Here is a 20002-nt window from a genome sequence, read left to right as displayed (position 1 = left end):
GCTCACGCATCGATCCCGCAGATTCCACAGACGCTGCAGGCTCGATCGGGCTGTGCCGACGCAGTCCCCGCGATGCAGCGCGAGGCCCCGACGGGCCGCCCCCGAGACATGCTCGGCGGGATACGCACCATGACGGTGCGTCAGAAAGGAACACCATGACTTCGCATACCCGTATGCCTGAAACCGCAGCCCCGCGCCCCGTCGCGACGCTGCGCACCCCGTACCACTCGCTCAGCGGCGCCAACGACATGCTCGTGCCCGACTGGGCGCAGCGCCGCTCCGTCTACCGCAGCTCGGGGCGCACGCTGTACGTGGTCGAGACCGATCGCCTGAGCGACGCCCGCGTCGATCTGAAGCGTCTCGACCGCGCCGGCTGGGACGTTCGCGTCTCGCCACTCACTACGGGCGACCATGCCCGTATCGCGCTCACGCGCCGCGACCTCGCTCGCGCTGCGTAGCGATTCGCGCACGCTGCCCCTGACGAGCGCCGCGTAACGCGACGCCATCACCTCTGCGGCCCAGTGGATCCCCTGGATACACTGGGCCGCATGAGTGATGTCGAGCTTGCCGAAGTCGAGAGCTTTTCCCTGGACCACACGAAAGTGCTGGCACCCTACGTGCGCCTCATCGGCGTCGAACGCGGCCCCCAGGGCGACGCGATCTCGAACTTCGATATCCGCCTGGTGCAGCCGAATGAAGGCGAGATTCCGACCGCGGGCCTGCACACCATCGAGCACACGCTTGCCGCGCTGCTGCGCACCCGCTTCGACGGACTGATCGACATCTCCCCTTTCGGCTGCCGCACCGGCTTCCACCTCATCGCGTGGGGTGAGCCGAGCGCCGAAACCGTCGCCGCGGCGATCAAGAGCTCCCTCGAAGACCTGGTGGAGCGCGTGACCTGGGACGACGTGCCCGGCACCGAGGCTGTCAGCTGCGGCAACTACCGCGACCACAGCCTGCACTCCGCGAAGGAGTGGGCCAAGATCGTGCTTGCGCAGGGCATCAGCCTCGACGCTTTCGATCGCTCGCGGATCGCCTAGCGAAGTAGGGCTCCCCGCCCGGCCGCACACCCCGGGCTGTCGAGCCCTGGGCTGTGAATCCTCGAACGCACCGGTTTCGTGCGAGCGTACCCCCATCACCGGGGTGCGCTCGCGCGAAACCGGTGCGTTCGTTGCCGTGCGGTGCCAGCACGCCGGCAGAACCGCGACGGTGCAGCGAGGCGCCGGCACGCCGACGGTGCGGCGCCGAGCCCTGCCGCGGCAGCGGCCATTTACTCCGCCGCGCCCCAGCCGTCGACGAGCCCGGCGAGCTCCGACATGCTGCTGAACACGAGCGTCGCACCGGCGGCACTCAGCGCATCGGGTGCGGTCGCGACCGGGCTGTCGGGCGAGAACCCGAAGACGGTCGCTCCTGCGGCGATGCCCGCGGTGACTCCGGCGACGGTGTCTTCGACGACCAGCGCGGTCGAGGCGTCGATGCCGAGTGCTGCGGCCGCTGCCAGGTACACATCGGGGGCCGGCTTGCTGCGCGGCTGATCCATGCCGCTGAACACGCGGTCACCGAACCAGCGGCCGAGACCGGTGACCTCGAGCTGCATGTCGATTTTGACGCGGTCTGCCCCGGATGCGAGCGCGATGCGGTCGCCGAAGCGATCCGTGGTCTCGGCCAGCATTTCGGGGACACCGTCGATGGGAGTCACACTCACCCGCAGCGCGTCGTCGCGACGAGCGTGGAACTCGTCGATCCAGTCTTCAGTGATGCGAATACCGGTGTGGGTGAGAATCACTTCCCACTCGTCGCGGAGCGCGCGCCCGATGAACGTGCGGATCGTCTCGGCTTCGGAGATCTCCCACCCGAGTTCGCGCAGCATCTCGGCGAGCAGGCGCTGGGTGATCGTCTCGGAATCGACGAGCACGCCGTCGCAGTCGAACAGCACCGCCGAGAACGGAGTCCTCACGGCAGCGCCACCCGCAGCAGTGTCGCCCATACTCACCCCACCAGCACGTCGAGCGCAGCGGTGAGCGCACCGTCGACGGCCTGCGTCACGATCTCGCGGTAGGGGTCGTATCCGTCCATCGCCTCGTCTTTCGCGGCGAGCGGGTTGCCGTCGATCGCGAAGACGGCCCCCGACTCGATGCCGTGCAGCGACGCGATCACGAAGAGTGCTGCGGCCTCCATCTCGACGGCCACGATGCCGGCGCGCTGCCAGGCGTGATGGTCGACCCCGACGATGACGTCGCTCGGGTAGAACATATCGCCGGTGAGCACGATGCCGCTGTGCACGTCGAGCCCGGTCTGGGCCGCGGCGGCTTTGAGCGCGATCGTGAGTTCAGGCGTCGCGATGGCCGGGAACTCGGTGGGCACCAACTGGTGACTCACTCCGTCGGCGCGCACGGCACCGGTGGCGACGACGATCGCACCGTCGACGACCTCGGGCTGAATGCCGCCCGCGGTACCCGAGCGCACGATGCGGGTGACGCCACCGCGTGCGAGCTCCTCGAAGCACACCGCAGCGCCAGCAGCGCCCACACCGTGCGAGGCAACCGTCACGGGCACGCCCTTCCAGGTGCCCGCGTACACGTGGTACTCGCGGTTCGCCGCGAGCTGGCGCACGTCGTCGAGCCGCTCGGCGACGCGTGCGGCCCGGGCAGGGTCGCCGACGACGAGCGCGCGGTCGGCGAGATCGGAGACCTGTGCGCGCAGCAGGGGAAGTTCGGCATCGGAGGGAAGACGTACGGGCATGACGGGCCTTTCAGTGACAGCGAAGCGATGCCGTGCAGCGATCGCGCGAGGTGGGAAGCAGTTTTCGGGAGTGGTGCCGGATCGCGCCGGCGTCACTCCGCGGAGCGACTGGCGGCGGAGAGACGTGCACGCGCTGCCGCGGCGCGCGCCCGGATCGCGTCGGCGTCGAGCGTGAGGTGCTCGCCCTCCGCGTAGACGTGACGACCGCCGATGAAGACGTGGCGCACATCGGCACCGGTGGCGGCGAACCCGAGGTGTGAGATCAACGACGCAGCCTCGAAGGGAATGGCGGCGGATCCCGTGACGTCGAGCGCGATCACGTCTGCGAGGCGGCCGGCCTCGAGTGCCCCGGTCTCGGCAAACCCGATCGCTTCGGCGCCGCGTCGCGTCGCGATGTCGAGCACGTCGGCGGCGCGCACGATCGCGGCGTCTTGGCGCGCACCGCGGTGCAGAATCGTGCCGGTCTTGATCTCCTCGAAGAGGTCGAGCGTGTTGTTACTTGCGACCGAGTCGGTGCCGAGCGAGATGCGCAAGCCGGCCTCCTGCCACTCGGGCAGCGGGGCGATGCCGTTGCCGAGTTTCAGGTTGGAGACCGGGTTGTGGCTGACTGCGGTGCCGGTGCGCGCGAAGAGTGCGATCTCGCTCTCGGTGAGGTGCACGCAGTGCGCGGCGAGCACCTCGGCTTCGAAGAGCCCGAGCGAGTTCAGGTGATCCGCCGGCGTCGTGCCGTACTGCTCCTGAATTTGCGCGACCTCGGCCGCCGACTCAGAGACATGTGTGTGAATCGGAATACCTCGCTCGACCGCTCGACGTGCGATATCGCGTAGATAGTCGGGCGGGCACGTGTAGGGCGCGTGCGGGCCGTAGGCGATCGAGATCTGCGCGTCGTCGGCGTAGCGTGCGGCCAACACCTCGGTCTCGTTCGTCGCGTCGGCGCCGTTCCAGGGCGAGACGCCCGGAAAGCCGACGGTGTCAGGCGTGAACGACGCGACCGCGATGAGCGCGCGCATGCCTGCAGCGCGCACCAGCTCGATGAGCTCGGTATCCCAGTGATACATGTCGGCGAACGCCGTCGTGCCCGTCTCGATCATCTCGACCATCGCGAGCTGCAGGCCGACAGCAACGTCGTCGTGGGTGAGGTGCTGCTCGAGCGCTTGCACGGCCGCAAGCCACGGCATGAAGCCCTCGTCGTCGGAGACGCCGCGCAGCAGGGTCATCGCCGAGTGGGTGTGCCCGTTCACGAGCCCCGGCATCAGCACGTGGCCGGCGAGATCGTGCACGACGCGGTCACCGGCGGACTCGGCGTCGGGGCGGGCGGATCCTGCGTAGGTGATGCGCCCGCTGCTGTTGAAGGCGAGTTCAGCGTCGACGATGACGCCGCCCGGGGTCAGCATCGCGTCTGCGCGCAGCACCGTTTCGAAGAGCACGGTGTCAGACGCTGCTGCCTGGGGGGTCTCGATGTCGCTCATGCGGGGCTCCATTCTGCGGTGGGCGTCAAGTGTCGGGGTGAGCAGGGTGCAAGTGGTCAGGGTGATGCGGCGGTGCCGGATCGCCCGGCGCTCACCACCCGGGCGTCGCGAGCATGCCGCCGTCGACGGCCAGGTCTTGGCCGGTGATGAAGGTCGCCGCGTCAGATGCGAGGAGCGCGCAGGCACCGCCGATGTCGGCCGGTGTGGCCAGTCGGCCGAGGGGCGCGTGGCGCGTCCAGCTCTCGACCCCGGAGGGCCAGGCCTCAGCAAGGCCGGGCCGATCGACGAGCCCGGGCGACACCGTGTTCACGCGGATGCCCTGCGGCCCGAGCTCGAGCGCTGCGGCGCGCGCGTGCATCACGAGACCGGCTTTCGCTGCGGCGTAGTGCGCGTGCGCCGGGCTCGGCCGCGACGCCTCGACGGAGGCGATGTGTGTGATCCAGCGATTCGCAGGGGCCCCGTCAACCAACCCCCCGGCAGCGCCGGTCATCGCGGCGGCCGCGGCCTGCGACAGTTCGAAGACGGCGCCGAGGTTGGTGCCGAGCACCTCGTCCCATTCGGCGCGCGTCGTCTCGGCGAGCGGGGTGACGGGTTGCACGCCGGCGTTGTTCACGAGGCCGTCGATCCCACCTAGGCCGGCGACTGCTTCTGCGATCAGTGCGGCCGCCGCACCGGGCTCGTTCAGGTCTGCACGCACGCCGATGACTCGGGGCGTGGAATCAGCATCCGGGGCCGCGCCCCCGCCTGCGGCCTCCGCGAGTTCGCGCAGCTCGGCGACAAGCCCCTCGCCGGCGCTCACCGACTCGGGAGTGAGCCCGCGGAAATGGACGGCGACGCTCGCTCCGGCGAGCACGAACGCGCGGGCGATGCCGCCGCCGACGCCCCCCGACGCACCGGTGATGAGCACGCGCTGCCCCGACAGGTTCGGCAGGCCGCGCGGGCGGTATTGAGAAATCACAGTCACCCTCCGAGGCGTCGTTGGCGGGTCGAGTAGTCGCGCAGGGCGCGCAGGAAGTCGACCTCGCGCAGGTCGGGGTACAGCGCTTCGACGAAGTAGAACTCGGAGTGCGCCGACTGCCAGATCATGAAGTCGCTCAGCCGCTGCTCGCCCGAGGTGCGAATGACGAGGTCAGGGTCTGCCTGACCCCGAGTCCAGAGATGCTCGCCGATCAGCTCCGGTGTGAGTCGTTCGGCAAGCGTGTCGATGGTGCCGCCCGCGGCCTGGTGCTCGGCGATGACGCTGTGCATGGCGGCGGTAATTTCGCTGCGACCTCCGTAACCCACGGCGAGATTGATGTGCAGGCCCGTGCGATCTTGCGTCGCCGTTTCGGCCGTCTGCAGCGCCGAGGCGAGCTCGGGGGCGAGCCCCTCGCAGGTGCCGACGTGCTTCACGCGCCACCCGGGATGCTCGGCGAGCAGGCCCGCGAGCTCGGCGATGATGCCGAAGAGGTCTTCGAGTTCTTGCCGGTCGCGTGCGTTCAAGTTATCGGCTGAGAGCAGGTAGAGCGTGACGGTGCCGACCCCCGCTTCTTCGCACCAGCCGAGAAACTCCGGAATCTTGCGCGCCCCGGCACGGTGCCCAAACGCCGCGCGCTCTTGCAGCCGCTGCTTGGCCCAGCGCCGATTGCCGTCGACGATCACCGCGATGTGGTGCGGCACCTGCTTCGGATCAATCTCGTGACGCAGGCGTCGCTGATACAGCCGGTAGAGCAGACCGGCCCGCGGTTTCGACGGCTGGGCACTCACCCTCCGAGTGTACCGGTCGGGCAGCTTGGCGCACCCCGCTCGTCTGCGACGCGCGACGGCAGCGACACGACTGAGCGACTGGGGGTTCTCCACATATATGCCCCCGCCACGCTGTAGCGAACATACACTCGAGATATGACCCCGCAGAGCTCGCCCGCGCCCGAATCACCTACGCCGGATGCGGGCGCGAGCGCGGCGACCGCGGGCACGGGCGGCGAGCGCCGTTTCCCGGAGCCCGACAGCCTCTCACTTCCGCTCCTCGACGATGCGCTCGATCACCGGCATGATCAGCCGGGCGGTGCACCCGACGATGCGAAGCCCCGGTGGCGTGGATGGATTCACGCGGGCACGTTCCCCGTCACCATCGCCGCGGGGATCGTGCTCATCTGCCTCGCGCACGGCGCCGTCGCGAAGTGGGCCTCGGTCGTCTACATGCTCTCGAGCATGCTGCTGTTCGGCGTCTCGGCGCTCTACCACCGCTTCAATTGGAAGCCGACGACCAAGCAGGTATTCAGGCGCCTCGACCACGCGAACATCTTCGTGCTCATCGCGGGCACCTACACGCCGATCGCCCTGCTCGCCCTGCCGCCGTCGCAGGGCATCCTGCTGCTCGTGCTGGTGTGGGCGGGCGCGCTGCTGGGCATCGGTTTCCGAGTGTTCTGGATCGGCGCCCCGCGCTGGTTGTACGTGCCGCTGTATCTGCTGCTCGGCTGGGCAGCAGTCATGTACCTCGGTGCGATCGCTCACGCGAATCTCGCCGCGATGGTGCTCGTGGTGGTCGGCGGCCTGCTCTACTCGCTCGGCTCTGCGGCGTACGGCTTCAAACGCCCGAACCCCGTGCCCGGTGTCTTCGGGTTCCACGAGATCTTCCACGCGCTCACGGTGCTCGCGTTCCTGTGCCATTGGACGGCGGCGTTGCTGCTCGCGCTCGACCCCTACTTCTTGCGTTAGTTCACACCGATCGCCCCGCCCGCCGAACGCCAGCGCTGCACCTGCGCCGCGAGTCGGTCGACGAGACTCGATGCGGGGATCGCGCCGTCGATCGTGAGCCCCGGCTCGTCGGCACCGAGCGGTTCGAGGGTCGCGAGTTGGGAGTGGAGCAGCGTGACGGGCATGAAGTGGTCGGGGCGCCCCGAGATGCGCTCGGCGAGTTCGGATCGCGCCACGTCGAGGTGCACGAACACGACCGCACTGTCGGGCCCGATGCCCGTGCGCAAACGGTCCCGATAGCTGCGCCGCAGCGCTGAGCAGGCAGCGAACACCGGCCCGTGCCCGGTCGCCGCGGTGTCGCGCATGCGCTCGGCAATACGGTCGAGCCAGGGTGCGCGATCCACGTCGGTCAGCGGCACTCCGGCGCGCATCTGGGCCACCGCGGCGGGCGAGTGCAGCGCATCGGCTTCGATGAACGCTCCCCCGGCGCGCGCGGCGAGTGCCGCGGCCACCGTCGTCTTTCCGCACCCTGAAACCCCCATCACCACGACGGCGAGGCCGAACTCCGGCACTGCCGCCGCACCAGCTCGCGTGCGGGCCGCGGACTCGGGCTCACTCATACGAGCCCGAAGCGCGCCGAAGTCGAGGTGATCCACCGTTCAAGCAGTTCGCTGCCATAGGCAGACAGCACACTGCCGAGTTGCTCGAACACTTCGGCGCTCACGAGCCCGATGAGCGCCGACCAGGCCTCGACGGCATCAGCGGCGAAGCCGGGTGCATCGTGCGCTTCGGCCGTGAGTTCAGCGCCCGCCGCGCCGAGAAGCGCCGCGACGCCGTGTTCGAGTACGGCCGCGAGGCCATCGCTGACCGGTGGTCGCGCGCCGTGCCGCACCGTGCGATCCCCGGCTGCGAGCGCCTCGACGAACCGCATCATCACGCGGGTGCCGGCGGGAGTCGTCTCATCGGCGGGCGCCGCGTACCCGGGCACGGGCGATCCGTAGAGCAGCGCCCACGATTCGGGGTGCGCGACACCCCAGGCACGGGTCGCCCGGGCGATGAGCGCGAGCCCTTCGACTCCCGCATCACCCGCCGCATCGAGCTCGGCATCGACCGCATCGGCGAGCTCGGTGTAGGCGTCGACGACGAGCAGGGTGAGCAGCGCGTCGCGATTCGCCACGTGCCGGTAGATCGCCGACGAGGCGACCCCCAGCCCCCGCGCGATCTCGCGCACCGACAGCCCTGTGGCGCCGGCATCGGCGAGCTGCGCCCGCCCGAGGCGCAGGATCCCCGCGCGCATCTGCGCGCGGGCCTCGGCGTGGGTGCGGCGGGGGCGTTCCATGCCCCCAGTGTGACAGTCGGCGCCCCGCGATGCAATTCAGAGATCAGTGCTCTTGTTTTTTCACGAACGTCGATCTACAGTGAATCTCACCAATTAGTGAGCACCGATCACAGAATGGAAGTCCCGCATGCACGCACTCATCACTGGAGCCGGTCAGATCGGCACTCAGCTCGCCCGCGAACTCTCCGCAGCCGGCCACGAGGTCACCGTGCTGCGCCGCGGCGCAGGAGCCGTTCCCGGAGCCCGCGTCATCAGCGGCGACGCGGGCGACCGCGACACCTTGCGCGCGATCGCCACGGGGGCCGGAACGGAGGCCTGCAAGATCGACGTCATTTTCCACTGCATCCACGCGGCGTACTCCGCGCCGGTTTGGCGCCGCGAGCTCCCCCATCGCGAGCTCGCCGTCATGGATATCGCCGCCGAATTCGACATTCCCGTCATCTTCCCGGAGTCGGTCTACGCCTATGGACGCGGGGCACGGCAGCTGCACGAGGACTTGCCCCTCGCGCCGGTCTCCCCGCTCGGCGAGGTGCGCGCCGAGTTGCTCACGGCTCGGGCGGCACACCCGGCGCGCACGGCCTCGGTGATCGCCTCGGATCTCGTCGGCCCCACCGCCACCGCGCAGTCGTCGGTGGTACTCGGCATGGTGCTCACGCCCTCCGCCGCCGGGCGCGGCGCGTGGGTGCTCGGCGATCCCGATGCTCCGCACGCCGTCACCACGATCCCGGATCTCGCTCGCGCGATGACCACCGCGATCCCGCTCGCGAGCGCCGCCGACACGCGCCTCACCGCGCCCACCGACACCGCCCGCTCGCAGCGGCAGATGGCCGCCGATGCTGCTCGCGTCGCAGGCCGGCCCGCGCGCGCCACGCACCGCATCCCCGGCGCGCTCTTCGCACTCGCCGGGCCGTTCTCGCCGATGATGCGCGAGATGCAGCGTCAGCAATATCTCTGGGCTGCCCCGAGCGTCATTGTGCCGGGCCGTCTCACGATCGAATTCGGGTTGGAGCCGACGCCGTGGGAAGAGACCTTGATCGAGTGGCACAGCGGACGCGCGGTTGATCCGGCACACCGGTAACGCGCACGCACTCGCGAGCCTGAACCTTCAGCGCTCGCGGCGCGGCGCCGGCACGAGGAAGGCCGCGGTTACGCCGACGAGCGAGACTGCGGCGGCGATCCCGAACAGCACACGGAACGTCTCGACGCCCGGCTGACCGGCCGCCGTGACCCCGATGGTGGTGAGCACCAGCGTCGCGATCGGAGTGCCGAAGGCCGAACCGACCGTGCGCAGCACGCCGTTCACGCCGAGGGCCGCGCCGATACCGGCCGGGGGCACGTTGCCCGCGATGAGCTCGGCGATAACGGCAAACCCGATGCCGTTACCGAGGCCGATCAGGCAGAAGAATCCGATCACCACGGCGACGGAATCGGGCCGTGCCGCAATGCCGACGCCGCCGATCACCATCACTGCAAGCGCGATTGCCGCGACCACCCGTCCGCTGAGTCGGCCGAGCAGCCATGGCGCGAAGCGTCCGCCCAGAAAGACGAGCACGGCCCCCGGCAGGAGCGCCGCTCCGGTCGCGGTGACGCCGAGACCGTGGCCGGCACCCGAGGCGCCCGGCAGCACTGATCCACCCGGCAGCACCGGCGCCTGCAGCAGCACCGGCAGGCCAACATAGAACGCGTACGGAACGAAGCCGAGGAAGAGGGTGAGCACGTTTGTGGCGGCGAGCGCGCGGTGCGTGACGAGAGCGGGATCCACGAGCGGCGCGGCGACCCGGCCTTCGACGAGCACGAGAGCCACCAGACTCAGCACGGCCACCACGGCGAGCGCAATCGTGGAGGGCGCGCCCCACCCCCACCGGGCTCCCTGCGACACGACGAGCAGCAGCGGCAGCAGCGTCGTCACCAGCAGCACGATGCCGGCCCAATCAGGTCGGGATCCCGCCGCGCGAGACGCTCCGGCCGGCACACGCCACAGCACGAGCAGCACGGACACCAGGCCCAGGACGCCGCCGGCGATGAACAGCCACGGCCAGCTCAGCAGGTCGGTGATCGCTCCGCCGACGACCAGCGCGAGACCGGCGCCGAGCCCGAGTGTGCCCGACAGCCAGCCGATTGCGCTGGCCTGCGCACGACCGGTGAGCCGCACGCGCACGATGGCGACCGCGAGAGGGAACGAGGCGGTGGCCGACCCCTGGAGCACGCGCCCGGCGAGCAGCAGTGGGAACGCTGCCGCGACCGGGATCAGTGCGCTGACGGCGGCGAGCGCGGCACCGAGCACGAACACGAGCATCGCGACCACGAGCGTATGCCGGTGGCCGAATCGGTCTCCGAGCGAGCCGATGACGGGTGCGGCGATGGCCCCGCTCAGCAGATATGCGGTGAGGATCCATCCGGCCGTGGCCCCGTCGACGCCGAGTTGCTCGGCGAAGACCGGAAGCGCCGGCACGAGCAGTGTCTGCATCATCGAGAAGGCCAGCACCGCCGATGCGAGCGCGAGGGTGAACCCGGTGGGTGGGGCGGCGAGGCGAGCGGTGCCCTGCGCGGGTGCAGCTGCGGTCGAATCGGGCACGGCGATCGTCGGATTCGGGGCGGTCTGCGCGGTCATAACGTCCTTTCAACTCCGGAACGGAATGATTCGTTCCGATTCAGAATTGTAACACCGCCCTCGCTACGATGGAAGCCATGAGTCAGCAGACGGAGCCGACACGGCCCGAAGCGAGCGGCGACGGCGCCGCTCCCCTGCGCGGGCGCGCGCGCGAGGCCCGCGACAACGACCGCATCCTGATGCAGGCGGCACGCGAGGTGTTCTCGCAGCGCGGCTGGCAGGCCCCGATGTCGGCCGTCGCCGAGCACGCGGGCATCGGCATCGCCAGCATCTACCGCAGGTTCCCCAGCAAAGACGACCTGGTACTGCACCTGCGCACGCTCGCGATCTCCGACATCACCGACGTGGCTCGCGCGAGCCTGCCGGGCGCGGGGTCAGCCGTCGCCCGCTTTCTGCGCCGGCACATCAGCGAGGCGGCGTCGCCCCTCATGGTCGGTTCCTGGCGCCAGGCGGTGTCGTCACCCGAGATCGATCGGCTCGCTGAAGAACTCCGTGAGGGGCTCGACGCCCTGGTCGCGCAGGATGCGTCGGCCGGGCTGATCCCGAGCGCGTACACCGCAGCCGATCTCATGCTGGCCGTCGCGCACCTGCGCCCGAATCTGCCGGCCGCGCGCGAGCGCACCACCGAGATCCACCTGCGGCACGTCGACATCTACCTGCTCGGGCTCACCGCGTCGGTGGCGCACCCCGAACTCGTGAGCGGCACTGGCTCGACCTGGGACGAGTGGCTGTCGTTCAACGTCGCCGAGGCCGACGCCGCGGGCTCGCCGGGCGCGAGCTAACCTGCCGCGAGCGTCTCGAGCACGGCGGCGCCGTAGCGCTCGAGCTTGACCTGCCCGATGCCGGAGATGGCGAGCAGTTCGTCGTCGCTCGTCGGCTGGTGCACGGCGAGCGCCGCGAGCGTCGCGTCACCAAACACCACGTACCCGGGCACACCCTGTGTGCGGGCCTCGCCGGCTCGCCACGCGCGCAGGCGCTCGAACACTTCGGCCTGCTCGGGCGACAGATCAGCAGCCGCGGCCGATCGTTTCTCGCCGGCGGCCCCGCGCGACGCTCGGCTGCCGCGGCCGCCGCTTGCGGCGCGCGTCACGACTTCCTCGCGCATGTGTACCTGCTCCTCGCCGCGCAGTACCGGCTTCGACGCCTCGGTCGGGGCGAGTACGCCCCATTCGCCGCGGGCTTCGAGCAGCCCGGCCGCGAGCAGGTGTCGCACCACGCCGCGCCACTGCGCCACCGACCACTCGGTGCCGATACCCCACGTCGAGAGCTCGTCGAGTCGCATCTGCGTGGCGCGCTCCGAAGTGACGCCGCGCAAGACATCGATGTGCTGACCCGCCGCGTAGGTGCGTCGGCGTTCTTTCTCCGTGCGGATGACGGTCGACAGCAGCATCTGCGACGGCACGGTCGCGTCCCACAGCTTCGGCGGGTTCAGGCAGACGTCGCAGTTGCCGCAGGCCTCGCTGCGTTCTTGACCGAAGTAGCGCAGCAGGAACACGCGCCGACAGGCCACGCCCTCGCACAGCGCGAGCATCGCGTTGAGATGCCGCGTCTGGCTGGCGCGCGTCACCTGATCGCCATCGCCCGACTCGATCATCTGGCGCTGCTGCACCACGTCTTGCAGCCCGTACGCGAGCCACGCCTCCGAGGGCAGGCCGTCACGGCCCGCCCGGCCGGTCTCCTGGTAGTACCCCTCGACCGACTTCGGCAGGTCGATGTGCGCCACGAACCGCACGTCGGGCTTGTCGATGCCCATGCCGAACGCGATCGTCGCGACCACCACGACCCCGTCTTCGCGAAGGAAGCGCGTCTGCGCGTCGAGGCGCACGTGCGCCGGCAACCCGGCATGGTACGCAACGGCGTCGACACCGACGTCGCGCAGCGCGGCCGCCGTCTGCTCCACGCGTTTGCGACTCAGGGCGTAGACAATGCCCGCCTCGCCGGCGTGCTCGCCGCGCACGAACTGAATCAGCTGCGCCCGCGCGTTCTGCTTCGATTCAATGCGGTAGCGAATGTTGGGGCGGTCGAAGCTCGACACGAAGTGCCGCGCGCGCTGCAGGTGCAGCCGTTCGGTGATCTCCTGGTGCGTTTCGGGCGTCGCCGTCGCGGTGAGTGCGATGCGCGGCACGTCGGGCCAGCGCTCCGCGAGCGCACCGAGCCGCAGGTAGTCGGGGCGAAAGTCGTGCCCCCACTGCGACACGCAGTGGGCTTCATCGATCGCGAAGAGCGCGATGCGGCCCTGCGCGAGCAGCTCGACCGTGCCGGGAGCCGACAGGCGCTCGGGCGCGAGGTAGAGCACGTCGAGCTGGCCCTCGCGGTAGGCCTGCTCGACGGCGCGGCGATCCTCGATCGACATCGCCGAGTTCAGGGCGGCCGCGCGCACGCCGACGAGCTGCAGCGCCGCGACCTGATCGTGCATCAGGGCGACGAGCGGCGACAGTACGATGCCGGTGCCCTCGCGCACGAGCGCGGGAATCTGGTAGCAGATCGACTTGCCGCCACCGGTCGGCATCAGCACGACCGCGTCGCCGCCGCCGATCACCTGCCGAATGATCTCTTCCTGCTCACCGCGGAAGGCGTCGTAGCCGAAGACCTCGGCGAGCACCTCGCGCGGATCTTGACCGACGTGCGGCCCGGTGCCCGAGGTGGTGGCGGGCGCGGTGACCAGGGTCGCAGTGCGCTGCTGCGGGATCGCCGACGGCGCACCATCCCCTACGTTTCCGGGCGGCGGCTCACCCCAGGCCTCACCGGGCCAGCGTTCGTCGTCACCGAAGTCGAAGTCTGCCGGCTCCTCGTCGGGGCCGGGGGTCCAGCCGCCACTCACGCGGTCAGCTCCGCTGCCCGGATTCCGGATCGGCCGGGCGCGCAGGTTCGGCAACGTCCGTGCCGCCCTGCTGCTCGGCGAGCTCGAGCTCGATCTGCTCCCGAATATCGGCGCGGTAGCTGTTGCGACGCAGACGACGCACCATGTTGAACCCGAGCAGGATGATGCCGACGGCGAGCGCCGCGACGGCGAAGAACCCTGCGACACCGGGGCTGACGGTGTTCGGGTCGAATTCGGTGTCTTCGGCGGCGCGGGCGATGGTGAACAGCAGGCTCATGCGCCCTCCTCGATTCCTTGGAACAGGTCAGCTTCGAACTCGCTGGTCGCCACGCGAGAAGCGGCCAGCCGATAGTCTTCGAACGGCCAGGCCTGACGCTGCAGCTCGTTCGGCCAGAAGAAGAACGTGCTGTCGGGCGGCACCTGGCTCGCGTGGGCGCGCAATGCCTCGTCACGGCGTTCGAAGAAGCGCCCCACGTCGACGCTCGCGGTACCCACGTAGGGGCGGCGCATCATCCACTCGCGAATTTCGCTGAACTGCTCGATGATCGGCGACGACGGATCGTTGTCGGTGAGCCACTGGTAGATCGTCTCGACGCGCTTCGCGTTGAAAATCTCTTCGTAATAGAGCTTCGACATCTCCCAGGGCTCCCCGGCATCGGGGTAGGCCTCGGGGTCGCCCGAGAGCTCCCACGCGCGACGGCTGATCTCGTGGCAGCGAATGTGGTCGGGGTGCGGGTAGCCGCCCTGCTCGTTGTAGGTGATCATGACGTGCGGGCGGAACTCGCGCACGACGCGCACGAGCGCTTCGGCGGAAACTTCTGCCGGGATGCCGGCGAACGAGGTCTCGGGCACGCCCTCACCCTCGTCGGGCAACCCCGAATCTTGGTACCCGAGCCACGTGTGGCGGAAGCCGATGATGTCGCGTGCGCGCGCCATCTCGTCACGGCGCAAACCGGGCAGATCGCGTCGACTCTTCGGATCGCGCGCGACGAGCTCGTTGAGCAGATCACCGCGCTCGCCCCCGGTGCAGCTCACGATGAGCACCTCGACGCCCGACTCGACGTAGTGCGCGTACGTCGCGGCACCCTTGCTGGACTCGTCGTCGGGGTGCGCGTGCACCGCGATCAACCTGAGCGTCATGAGGGTCCTCTCACATGCTTCCCGGGCGCTTCCCGGTACTCTGGCAACAGACACCCAGTTTACCCAGGGCAGATCGGAGGATGCCGTGCCAGAGGCCGCTGGTTCGACCCCGATCGCGCAGGATTCGTCGACCTCGGCGACGCAGTCGCTGGAGGATCGCTACGGCACGAATCGTCGCCGCAGTTTTGATCGTCGATTCGCCTGGGGCGCCGCCGTCGCGCTCGTCGCGGGCGGCGTCGCGTTTCTCGCGTTCAGCGGCTGGCAGCAGACCAGCCAGGTCTCTGCACAAGACATCGGGTACACAAAGAACGGCGATGCGAGCGTCGACGCCAAGTTCATCGTGACCGCTCCGGCACACACTCCCGTGGCCTGCGCGATCGAAGCCCTGAACAAGGCGAAGGCGCCGGTCGGCTGGAAAGTTGTCGAGGTGCCCGTTTCAGACGCGACTTCGCACACGGTCACCACTCGCGTCATCACCACGAATCCGGCCACTGCCGTCACCGTGCAGGAGTGCTGGGTCATCGAGGAGCGCACCACGGCCTGACATCTGGAGCGCGCTCCTGATATCCTGGAAGTTGCGCCCTGGTCATTCAGGGCGTTGCGTATATCTCGCGCGACCCCTCCGGCATTGCCGGCATTCATCTGAAACGAGGATCGACTATGGCCGAGCCCACCCAGACCTGGCTGACCCAGGAAGCCTTCGACCGGCTCAACGGTGAGTTGGAGCAGCTCACCGGGGCAGGCCGCAAAGAGATCGCCGCGCGCATCGAGGCGGCTCGCGAAGAGGGCGACCTCAAGGAGAACGGCGGGTATCACGCCGCCAAAGACGAGCAGGGCAAGATGGAGGCGCGCATTCGCGACCTCGAAGAGCTGCTGAAGCACGTCGTCGTCGGCGAGGCACCGCAGGCGAGCGGTGTGGTCGAGATCGGCACCGTCGTCACCGCCGATATCTTCGGCGACGAAGAGCGCTTCCTGCTCGGCAACCGCGAGCTCGCGAATGGCTCCGACCTCGACGTGTACAGCGCGGAGAGCCCGCTGGGCGCCGCCATTCTCGGCCGCAAGGTCGGCGAAGAGGTCAGCTACGCGGCCCCCAACGGCAACCAGATCGGCGTCAAGATCCTCGCGGTCGACACGTACGCCGGCTGATCGGCGCGCCGGCCGGGTGCCGGCTCACGACCGAAGGGGCGGGATCGCGCAGTGCGATCCCGCCCACTCCGTCATTTTCCGTGGCTCGACAACCCTCGCTACTCGTACATCGCGATGTTGACCGGCCCGGTCAAATCGGGTGCGGCCCGGCGCAACCCGCGCGTGGAGATCAGCAGGTACGTGACGCCGAGCGCCAGCCAGATGCCGCCGATGAGCATGGAGATGGCATCGAGGCTGAGCCACAGCCAGACGTTGATCGCCACACCGATCGCCGGGATCGCGACGAACGTTACCCACGACCCCGCCGTGCGCCGATGCAAGAAGCGGAAGAACACGAAGATCACCGACAGGTTCACGAAGGTGAAGGCGATGAACGCGCCGAAGTTGATCATCGAGGCCGCCTGATCGAGGTCGACGAAGAGCGCGGTGAGCGCGACAGCGGCGACGAGCAGCACGTTCGCGACCGGCGCGCCCGTGCGCGGGTTCACCCGACCGAACAGTCGCTTCGGAAGCGCGCCGTCGCGACCCATCGCGTACAGCAGACGCGCGGCGCTCATCTGCTGGGTGATGCCGCAGCCGAGCACGGCCATCATGTAGCCGCCGACGAAGATGGCTTGGAACGCCGCCCCGCCGATGTACTTCGCGATCTCGGGTGAGGCGCCGACGATGTCCGCGAGCTGGGTGACGTCAGGGAAGAGCGTCTGCATCACGTAGGTCACGGTGATGAAGAAAGCCCCCGCGACGGCGATGATGATGAAGATCGCGCGCGGAATGTCGCGCTCGGGCCGCTCCGCCTCTTCGGCGAGCGTCGACACCGCATCGAATCCGAGGAACGAGAGCGCGAGGATCGCCGCCCCCGCGGCGATTGCCGCACCCTGCACATCGCTCGAGATGAACGGCCGCGCCGTGAACTCCGAACCGTTCGCGCCGTTCACGATGTTGATGACCGTGAGCACGACGAAGACGACCGCGACGACGAGCTGGATGCCGACGAGGATCACGTTCATGCTCGCCGCCAATTTCACGCCAACCAGGTTCAGCACGGTGCAGATCGCAACGGTGAGCAGCACCCACACCCAGAACGGCACCCCGGGAATCACCGCGGTCATGTAGATCGCCGAGAGAATCGCGTTGATCATCGGCAGCAGCAGGTAGTCGAGCGTCGCCACCCAGCCGACCAAGAACCCGAGGTGGGCGTTGATCGCCTCTTTCGTGTACGTGTACGCCGACCCGGCGATCGGGAAGAAGCGCACCATCCGCGAGTAGCTGAAGGCGGTGAAGAGCACCGCGATCATGACGACGAGGTACGCGAGCGGCACGTGCCCGCCGGTCACGTCCGCCACGATCCCGAACATGTCGAAGACCGCGAGCGGCGCCATGTACGCGAGCCCGATGAACACCAGGTGGCGCAGCTTCAGGGTGCGTTTGAGCCCGCCGGGTTCAGTGCTCGGAGTTCCGGTGATCGCGTGGGCGATCTGGTCGTCACCGGCGGCGACTGCGGAGTGCGATGGCAACGTCGACATCAGGGGTCCTCGGTTTTCGTCAGGGGTTCAGTATTCGCGAGCGCGCTCGCGGTCAGTGCGCGTGCGCGTGACAGTGGTGGTCGTCGGCGGGTTCGGCGCAGACCTGGCTGGCGCCGGCCGGATCCTGCACTCGCGCCGCGGCCGCGACGCCGTCGAGCTCGCCGCGCACGTCGTGGATCGCGGCGCCCCCGACGACCGTGAGCTCGGCGCGGTGCTCGAGCAGTTCGGCGGGCTCCATCGCGTAGAGGTCTCCCGACCACGCGACGACGTCGGCGAGCGCGCCGACCTTGAGCACGCCGAACGCGTCCTCGCGATGGAACGCCTCGGCGCCGCCCAGCGTGTACGCGCGAAGTGCGCGGTCGAGGTCGAGCCGCTCGTCGAGGGTCCAGGCGTCGCCGCCGTCGAGGCGGGCTCGGGTCATGGCGCTGTAGAGACCGATCAGCGGATCCATCTCGCCCACCTGCCAGTCGCTCGAGAATGTGACGCGCGCGCCCGACTCGATCATCGACTTGAAACGCCAGGCGCGATCCCACCGGGCCTCGCCCACGTTGTCCATCCAGGTGCCGGCGACGAGATCGGGCGAAGCGTGGCGGGGCTGCATCGCGGCGACGACGCCGAGGTCGGCGAAACGCGTGAGGTCCTCCGGGGCCAGGCACTCGACGTGCACGATGCCGTGGCGCGTGTCACTGCGTCGGTTGGCCCGTTGCGCCGCCTCGATCGAGTCGAGCGTGAGACGAATGCCCCAGTCCCCCGTCGCGTGCGTGTGCACCTGGTAGCCGAGACGGTCGAGTTCGACGAACAGTTTCGTGAACTCGGTCGGCTCGAGGCTCGGGTGGCCGCGATGCCCGGGCCGGTTCGCGTAGTCCTCGAGCATCGCCGCGGTGTGCGGTTCGATGACGTCGTCGGCGTACAGCTTCACCGGGCCGAGCCGGAAGCGCTCGTGCTGCGGCGTCTCGCGGATCGCGTCGGTGATACGCGCGCGGAAGTCGCCGTCGGCGCCGACCGGATGGTAGATCGCGGCAATGGTGCGGCTCGTGAGCTTGCCCTCGCGCTCGGCGCGGGCGAAGAGGTCGAGCTCGGCGAGCGGCACCTGTGGTTCGACGACGGTGGTGATGCCGGATCGCGCGGCCATCTCCAGGCTGTTCGTGATCTTACGGTAGCGCCGGTCGGGCGAGTACATCGGAATGTCGCGCTGCAGCTCGGCGAGCCCGTCGATGGTCATCGCGCTCGTGTAGAAGTCGGTGACCCACCCGGTGGGTTCACCCGTGACGTCGTCGATCTCGGGATTGCCCCAGGCGATGTCGGCACCCTGCAGAATTCCGAGCTTCGCGAGCGCCGGGCGGTTGAGCCATACCGAGTGCTGGTCGTAGGTCGTGATGAACACCGGCTTGTCGGTGACGCCCACGAGGTCGTCGGCGCGCGGGCGGCGCCCCTCTACGACGGAGTAGAGGGCGTTCTCGGCGCAGATCCAGTCGAGCTCGGGGTGCGTCTCGGCGAAGGCGGCGATGCGGGATCGCACGATGTCGAGGCTCTGCACCTGGTCGAGGCTGACCGCGAGGTCGTCGAAGCCGAGCAGCAGGTGGTTGTGGGTGTCGGCGACGCCCGGCGTGAGCAGGCGCCCCTCAAGCTGCACCGTGCGGCGAGCGGCGGGCGCGTCGGCGGCCGACCCCACGTAGCTGATGCGATCGCCCGTCACCCCGAGGGCCTCGGCCCACGGCTGTGCGGGGTCGAAAGTGCGGATTCTTCCACCGGTGAAGAGGGTGTCGACGGCCATGTCTGCTCCTGCGCGCTCGGCTCGCCGGCCTCCCCGGCGAGTTCTTTGACTTAAGAGTAAATTAATTTACTCAGATGTCAAATAACGAAGCTGTGCTCGACATGCTGCGCTCCGGTGCCGTGCGCCGGATCCCCCGCTCCCTGGCATACTGGCAGGCATGGCACGACCGAGCACCCAGCAGCAGCGCCGCAAAGAGGTCGTCGACGCCGCACTCGCTGCTGCCGCCGAGCACGGGCTCCGCAGCCTCTCATTGACCGACGTCGCGAACCAGGCCGGCGTCACGCGCGGCGCCCTGCTGTACTACTACGACGACCTCGAGGCGATCCTCGTCGAAGCCCACGCCGCCGGTCTCGCGCGCGTCGGCTCGGAGCGCGTCGCACTGGTCGCGCAGCAGACGGGCGCGCCAGCGAAGCTCGACGTCGCGATCACCGCGGGGCTGCCGACCGGGCCCGACGACGCCCTCATGAGCCTGCTCTACGAGTTCGACGTGCTCGGCGGCAAATCGCACCTGCACGACGAGCTCGTGCAGCAGCTGTACCGGGAGCAGCTCGAACTGTACCGCGACATTCTCACGGAAGGCGTCGCCGGCGGAGACTTCGATCTCACCGGCCCGCTCGAAATCGTCGCCATGAACTTCGTGGCACTCGAAGACGCCTACGGCCTGCACATCACGGGCGGCGGCAGCATCACGGTCGCCGACGCGCGCGCCGCGATCGCGATCTACGCCCAGCAAGCGGGAGCGCCGCTGCCGGTCGCCTGAG

General features: G+C 69.2%; 21 protein-coding genes. 8 read left to right on the top strand and 13 right to left on the bottom strand.

Annotated features, from left to right (window positions below):
* Positions 1-173 precede the first annotated feature (173 nt).
* Together ACZF5Y_RS03935 and ACZF5Y_RS03930 are read left to right on the top strand one after the other, a co-directional pair.
* Positions 174-458 carry a hypothetical protein gene (locus ACZF5Y_RS03935; protein ID WP_497534526.1) on the top strand — a complete coding sequence of 95 codons (285 nt, stop codon included), beginning with the start codon at positions 174-176 and terminating at the stop codon, positions 456-458.
* 90 nt (positions 459-548) lie between these two features.
* The gene (locus tag ACZF5Y_RS03930) at positions 549-1040 is read left to right on the top strand and encodes an S-ribosylhomocysteine lyase (RefSeq protein WP_497534525.1); all 492 of its coding nucleotides are present in this window, start codon (positions 549-551) and stop codon (positions 1038-1040) included.
* Positions 1041-1270: 230 nt separating this feature from the next.
* On the opposite strand, the gene ACZF5Y_RS03925 is transcribed toward ACZF5Y_RS03930, so the two are convergent.
* The 5 genes from ACZF5Y_RS03925 to ACZF5Y_RS03905 all read right to left on the bottom strand — a co-directional run bounded on the left by ACZF5Y_RS03925 (position 1271) and on the right by ACZF5Y_RS03905 (position 5957).
* Positions 1271-1987: an HAD family hydrolase gene (locus ACZF5Y_RS03925; RefSeq protein ID WP_497534524.1), complete on the bottom strand. Its 717-nt coding sequence runs from the start codon at positions 1985-1987 to the stop codon at positions 1271-1273.
* Between the two features lie 2 nt (positions 1988-1989).
* Positions 1990-2742: a nucleoside phosphorylase gene (locus ACZF5Y_RS03920; protein WP_497534523.1), complete on the bottom strand. Its 753-nt coding sequence runs from the start codon at positions 2740-2742 to the stop codon at positions 1990-1992.
* Between the two features lie 92 nt (positions 2743-2834).
* Positions 2835-4211: an amidohydrolase gene (locus tag ACZF5Y_RS03915; RefSeq protein WP_497534522.1), complete on the bottom strand. Its 1377-nt coding sequence runs from the start codon at positions 4209-4211 to the stop codon at positions 2835-2837.
* Positions 4212-4302: 91 nt separating this feature from the next.
* On the bottom strand, positions 4303-5169 hold the full coding sequence (locus ACZF5Y_RS03910; protein ID WP_497534521.1) for an SDR family NAD(P)-dependent oxidoreductase: 867 nt from the start codon (positions 5167-5169) through the stop codon (positions 4303-4305).
* Between the two features lie 2 nt (positions 5170-5171).
* Entirely contained in the window at positions 5172-5957 is a 786-nt protein-coding gene (locus tag ACZF5Y_RS03905; RefSeq protein ID WP_497534520.1) for an isoprenyl transferase, read from the bottom strand.
* A gap of 135 nt (positions 5958-6092) precedes the next feature.
* Here ACZF5Y_RS03905 and trhA point away from each other — a divergent pair, with 135 nt between their 5' ends.
* Positions 6093-6908, top strand: coding sequence for a PAQR family membrane homeostasis protein TrhA (gene trhA / locus ACZF5Y_RS03900; protein WP_497534519.1), 816 nt, complete (start codon positions 6093-6095; stop codon positions 6906-6908).
* On the opposite strand, the gene ACZF5Y_RS03895 is transcribed toward trhA, so the two are convergent.
* The gene (locus ACZF5Y_RS03895; RefSeq protein WP_497534518.1) at positions 6905-7507 is read right to left on the bottom strand and encodes a gluconokinase; all 603 of its coding nucleotides are present in this window, start codon (positions 7505-7507) and stop codon (positions 6905-6907) included. The genes trhA and ACZF5Y_RS03895 overlap by 4 nt on opposite strands.
* Positions 7504-8226, bottom strand: coding sequence for a TetR/AcrR family transcriptional regulator (locus ACZF5Y_RS03890; RefSeq protein ID WP_497534517.1), 723 nt, complete (start codon positions 8224-8226; stop codon positions 7504-7506). The genes ACZF5Y_RS03895 and ACZF5Y_RS03890 overlap by 4 nt, the downstream gene beginning before the upstream one ends.
* A gap of 127 nt (positions 8227-8353) precedes the next feature.
* Between ACZF5Y_RS03890 and ACZF5Y_RS03885 the strand changes: the two genes are divergently transcribed.
* Positions 8354-9304, top strand: coding sequence for an NAD-dependent epimerase/dehydratase family protein (locus tag ACZF5Y_RS03885; RefSeq protein ID WP_497534516.1), 951 nt, complete (start codon positions 8354-8356; stop codon positions 9302-9304).
* Positions 9305-9331: 27 nt separating this feature from the next.
* On the opposite strand, the gene ACZF5Y_RS03880 is transcribed toward ACZF5Y_RS03885, so the two are convergent.
* Entirely contained in the window at positions 9332-10837 is a 1506-nt protein-coding gene (locus ACZF5Y_RS03880; protein WP_497534515.1) for an MFS transporter, read from the bottom strand.
* 77 nt (positions 10838-10914) lie between these two features.
* Between ACZF5Y_RS03880 and ACZF5Y_RS03875 the strand changes: the two genes are divergently transcribed.
* Entirely contained in the window at positions 10915-11619 is a 705-nt protein-coding gene (locus tag ACZF5Y_RS03875; RefSeq protein WP_497534514.1) for a TetR/AcrR family transcriptional regulator, read from the top strand.
* On the opposite strand, the gene recQ is transcribed toward ACZF5Y_RS03875, so the two are convergent.
* Genes recQ through mca form a run of 3 tightly spaced genes read right to left on the bottom strand, consistent with a single transcriptional unit; the run spans position 11616 to position 14798 of the window.
* On the bottom strand, positions 11616-13658 hold the full coding sequence (recQ, locus tag ACZF5Y_RS03870; RefSeq protein WP_497534513.1) for a DNA helicase RecQ: 2043 nt from the start codon (positions 13656-13658) through the stop codon (positions 11616-11618). The two genes, ACZF5Y_RS03875 and recQ, sit on opposite strands and share 4 nt — an antisense overlap.
* A 4-nt stretch (positions 13659-13662) precedes the next feature.
* The gene (locus ACZF5Y_RS03865) at positions 13663-13935 is read right to left on the bottom strand and encodes a hypothetical protein (RefSeq protein WP_497534512.1); all 273 of its coding nucleotides are present in this window, start codon (positions 13933-13935) and stop codon (positions 13663-13665) included.
* Positions 13932-14798: a mycothiol conjugate amidase Mca gene (gene mca, locus ACZF5Y_RS03860; protein WP_497534511.1), complete on the bottom strand. Its 867-nt coding sequence runs from the start codon at positions 14796-14798 to the stop codon at positions 13932-13934. Before mca ends, ACZF5Y_RS03865 begins: the two co-directional genes overlap by 4 nt.
* 85 nt (positions 14799-14883) lie before the next feature.
* Here mca and ACZF5Y_RS03855 point away from each other — a divergent pair, with 85 nt between their 5' ends.
* Positions 14884-15342, top strand: coding sequence for a DUF4307 domain-containing protein (locus tag ACZF5Y_RS03855; protein WP_497534510.1), 459 nt, complete (start codon positions 14884-14886; stop codon positions 15340-15342).
* 116 nt (positions 15343-15458) lie between these two features.
* Positions 15459-15944 (top strand): transcription elongation factor GreA, encoded by a 486-nt coding sequence (gene greA, locus ACZF5Y_RS03850; protein ID WP_053354071.1) that lies wholly within the window; start codon positions 15459-15461, stop codon positions 15942-15944.
* Between the two features lie 98 nt (positions 15945-16042).
* On the opposite strand, the gene ACZF5Y_RS03845 is transcribed toward greA, so the two are convergent.
* Positions 16043-17467: an APC family permease gene (locus ACZF5Y_RS03845; protein ID WP_497534509.1), complete on the bottom strand. Its 1425-nt coding sequence runs from the start codon at positions 17465-17467 to the stop codon at positions 16043-16045.
* Between the two features lie 52 nt (positions 17468-17519).
* Positions 17520-19241, bottom strand: a complete 1722-nt coding sequence (locus ACZF5Y_RS03840; protein ID WP_497534508.1) for an amidohydrolase — start codon at positions 19239-19241, stop codon at positions 17520-17522.
* Between the two features lie 157 nt (positions 19242-19398).
* Between ACZF5Y_RS03840 and ACZF5Y_RS03835 the strand changes: the two genes are divergently transcribed.
* The gene (locus ACZF5Y_RS03835) at positions 19399-20001 is read left to right on the top strand and encodes a TetR/AcrR family transcriptional regulator (RefSeq protein ID WP_497534507.1); all 603 of its coding nucleotides are present in this window, start codon (positions 19399-19401) and stop codon (positions 19999-20001) included.
* The last annotated feature ends 1 nt before the right edge of the window (position 20002 follow it).

This window comes from Leucobacter sp. WKLB1, from assembly GCF_059696215.1.
Note: the sequence above shows the minus strand (reverse complement) of the source record. Positions and strands in the feature narration are given on the sequence as shown.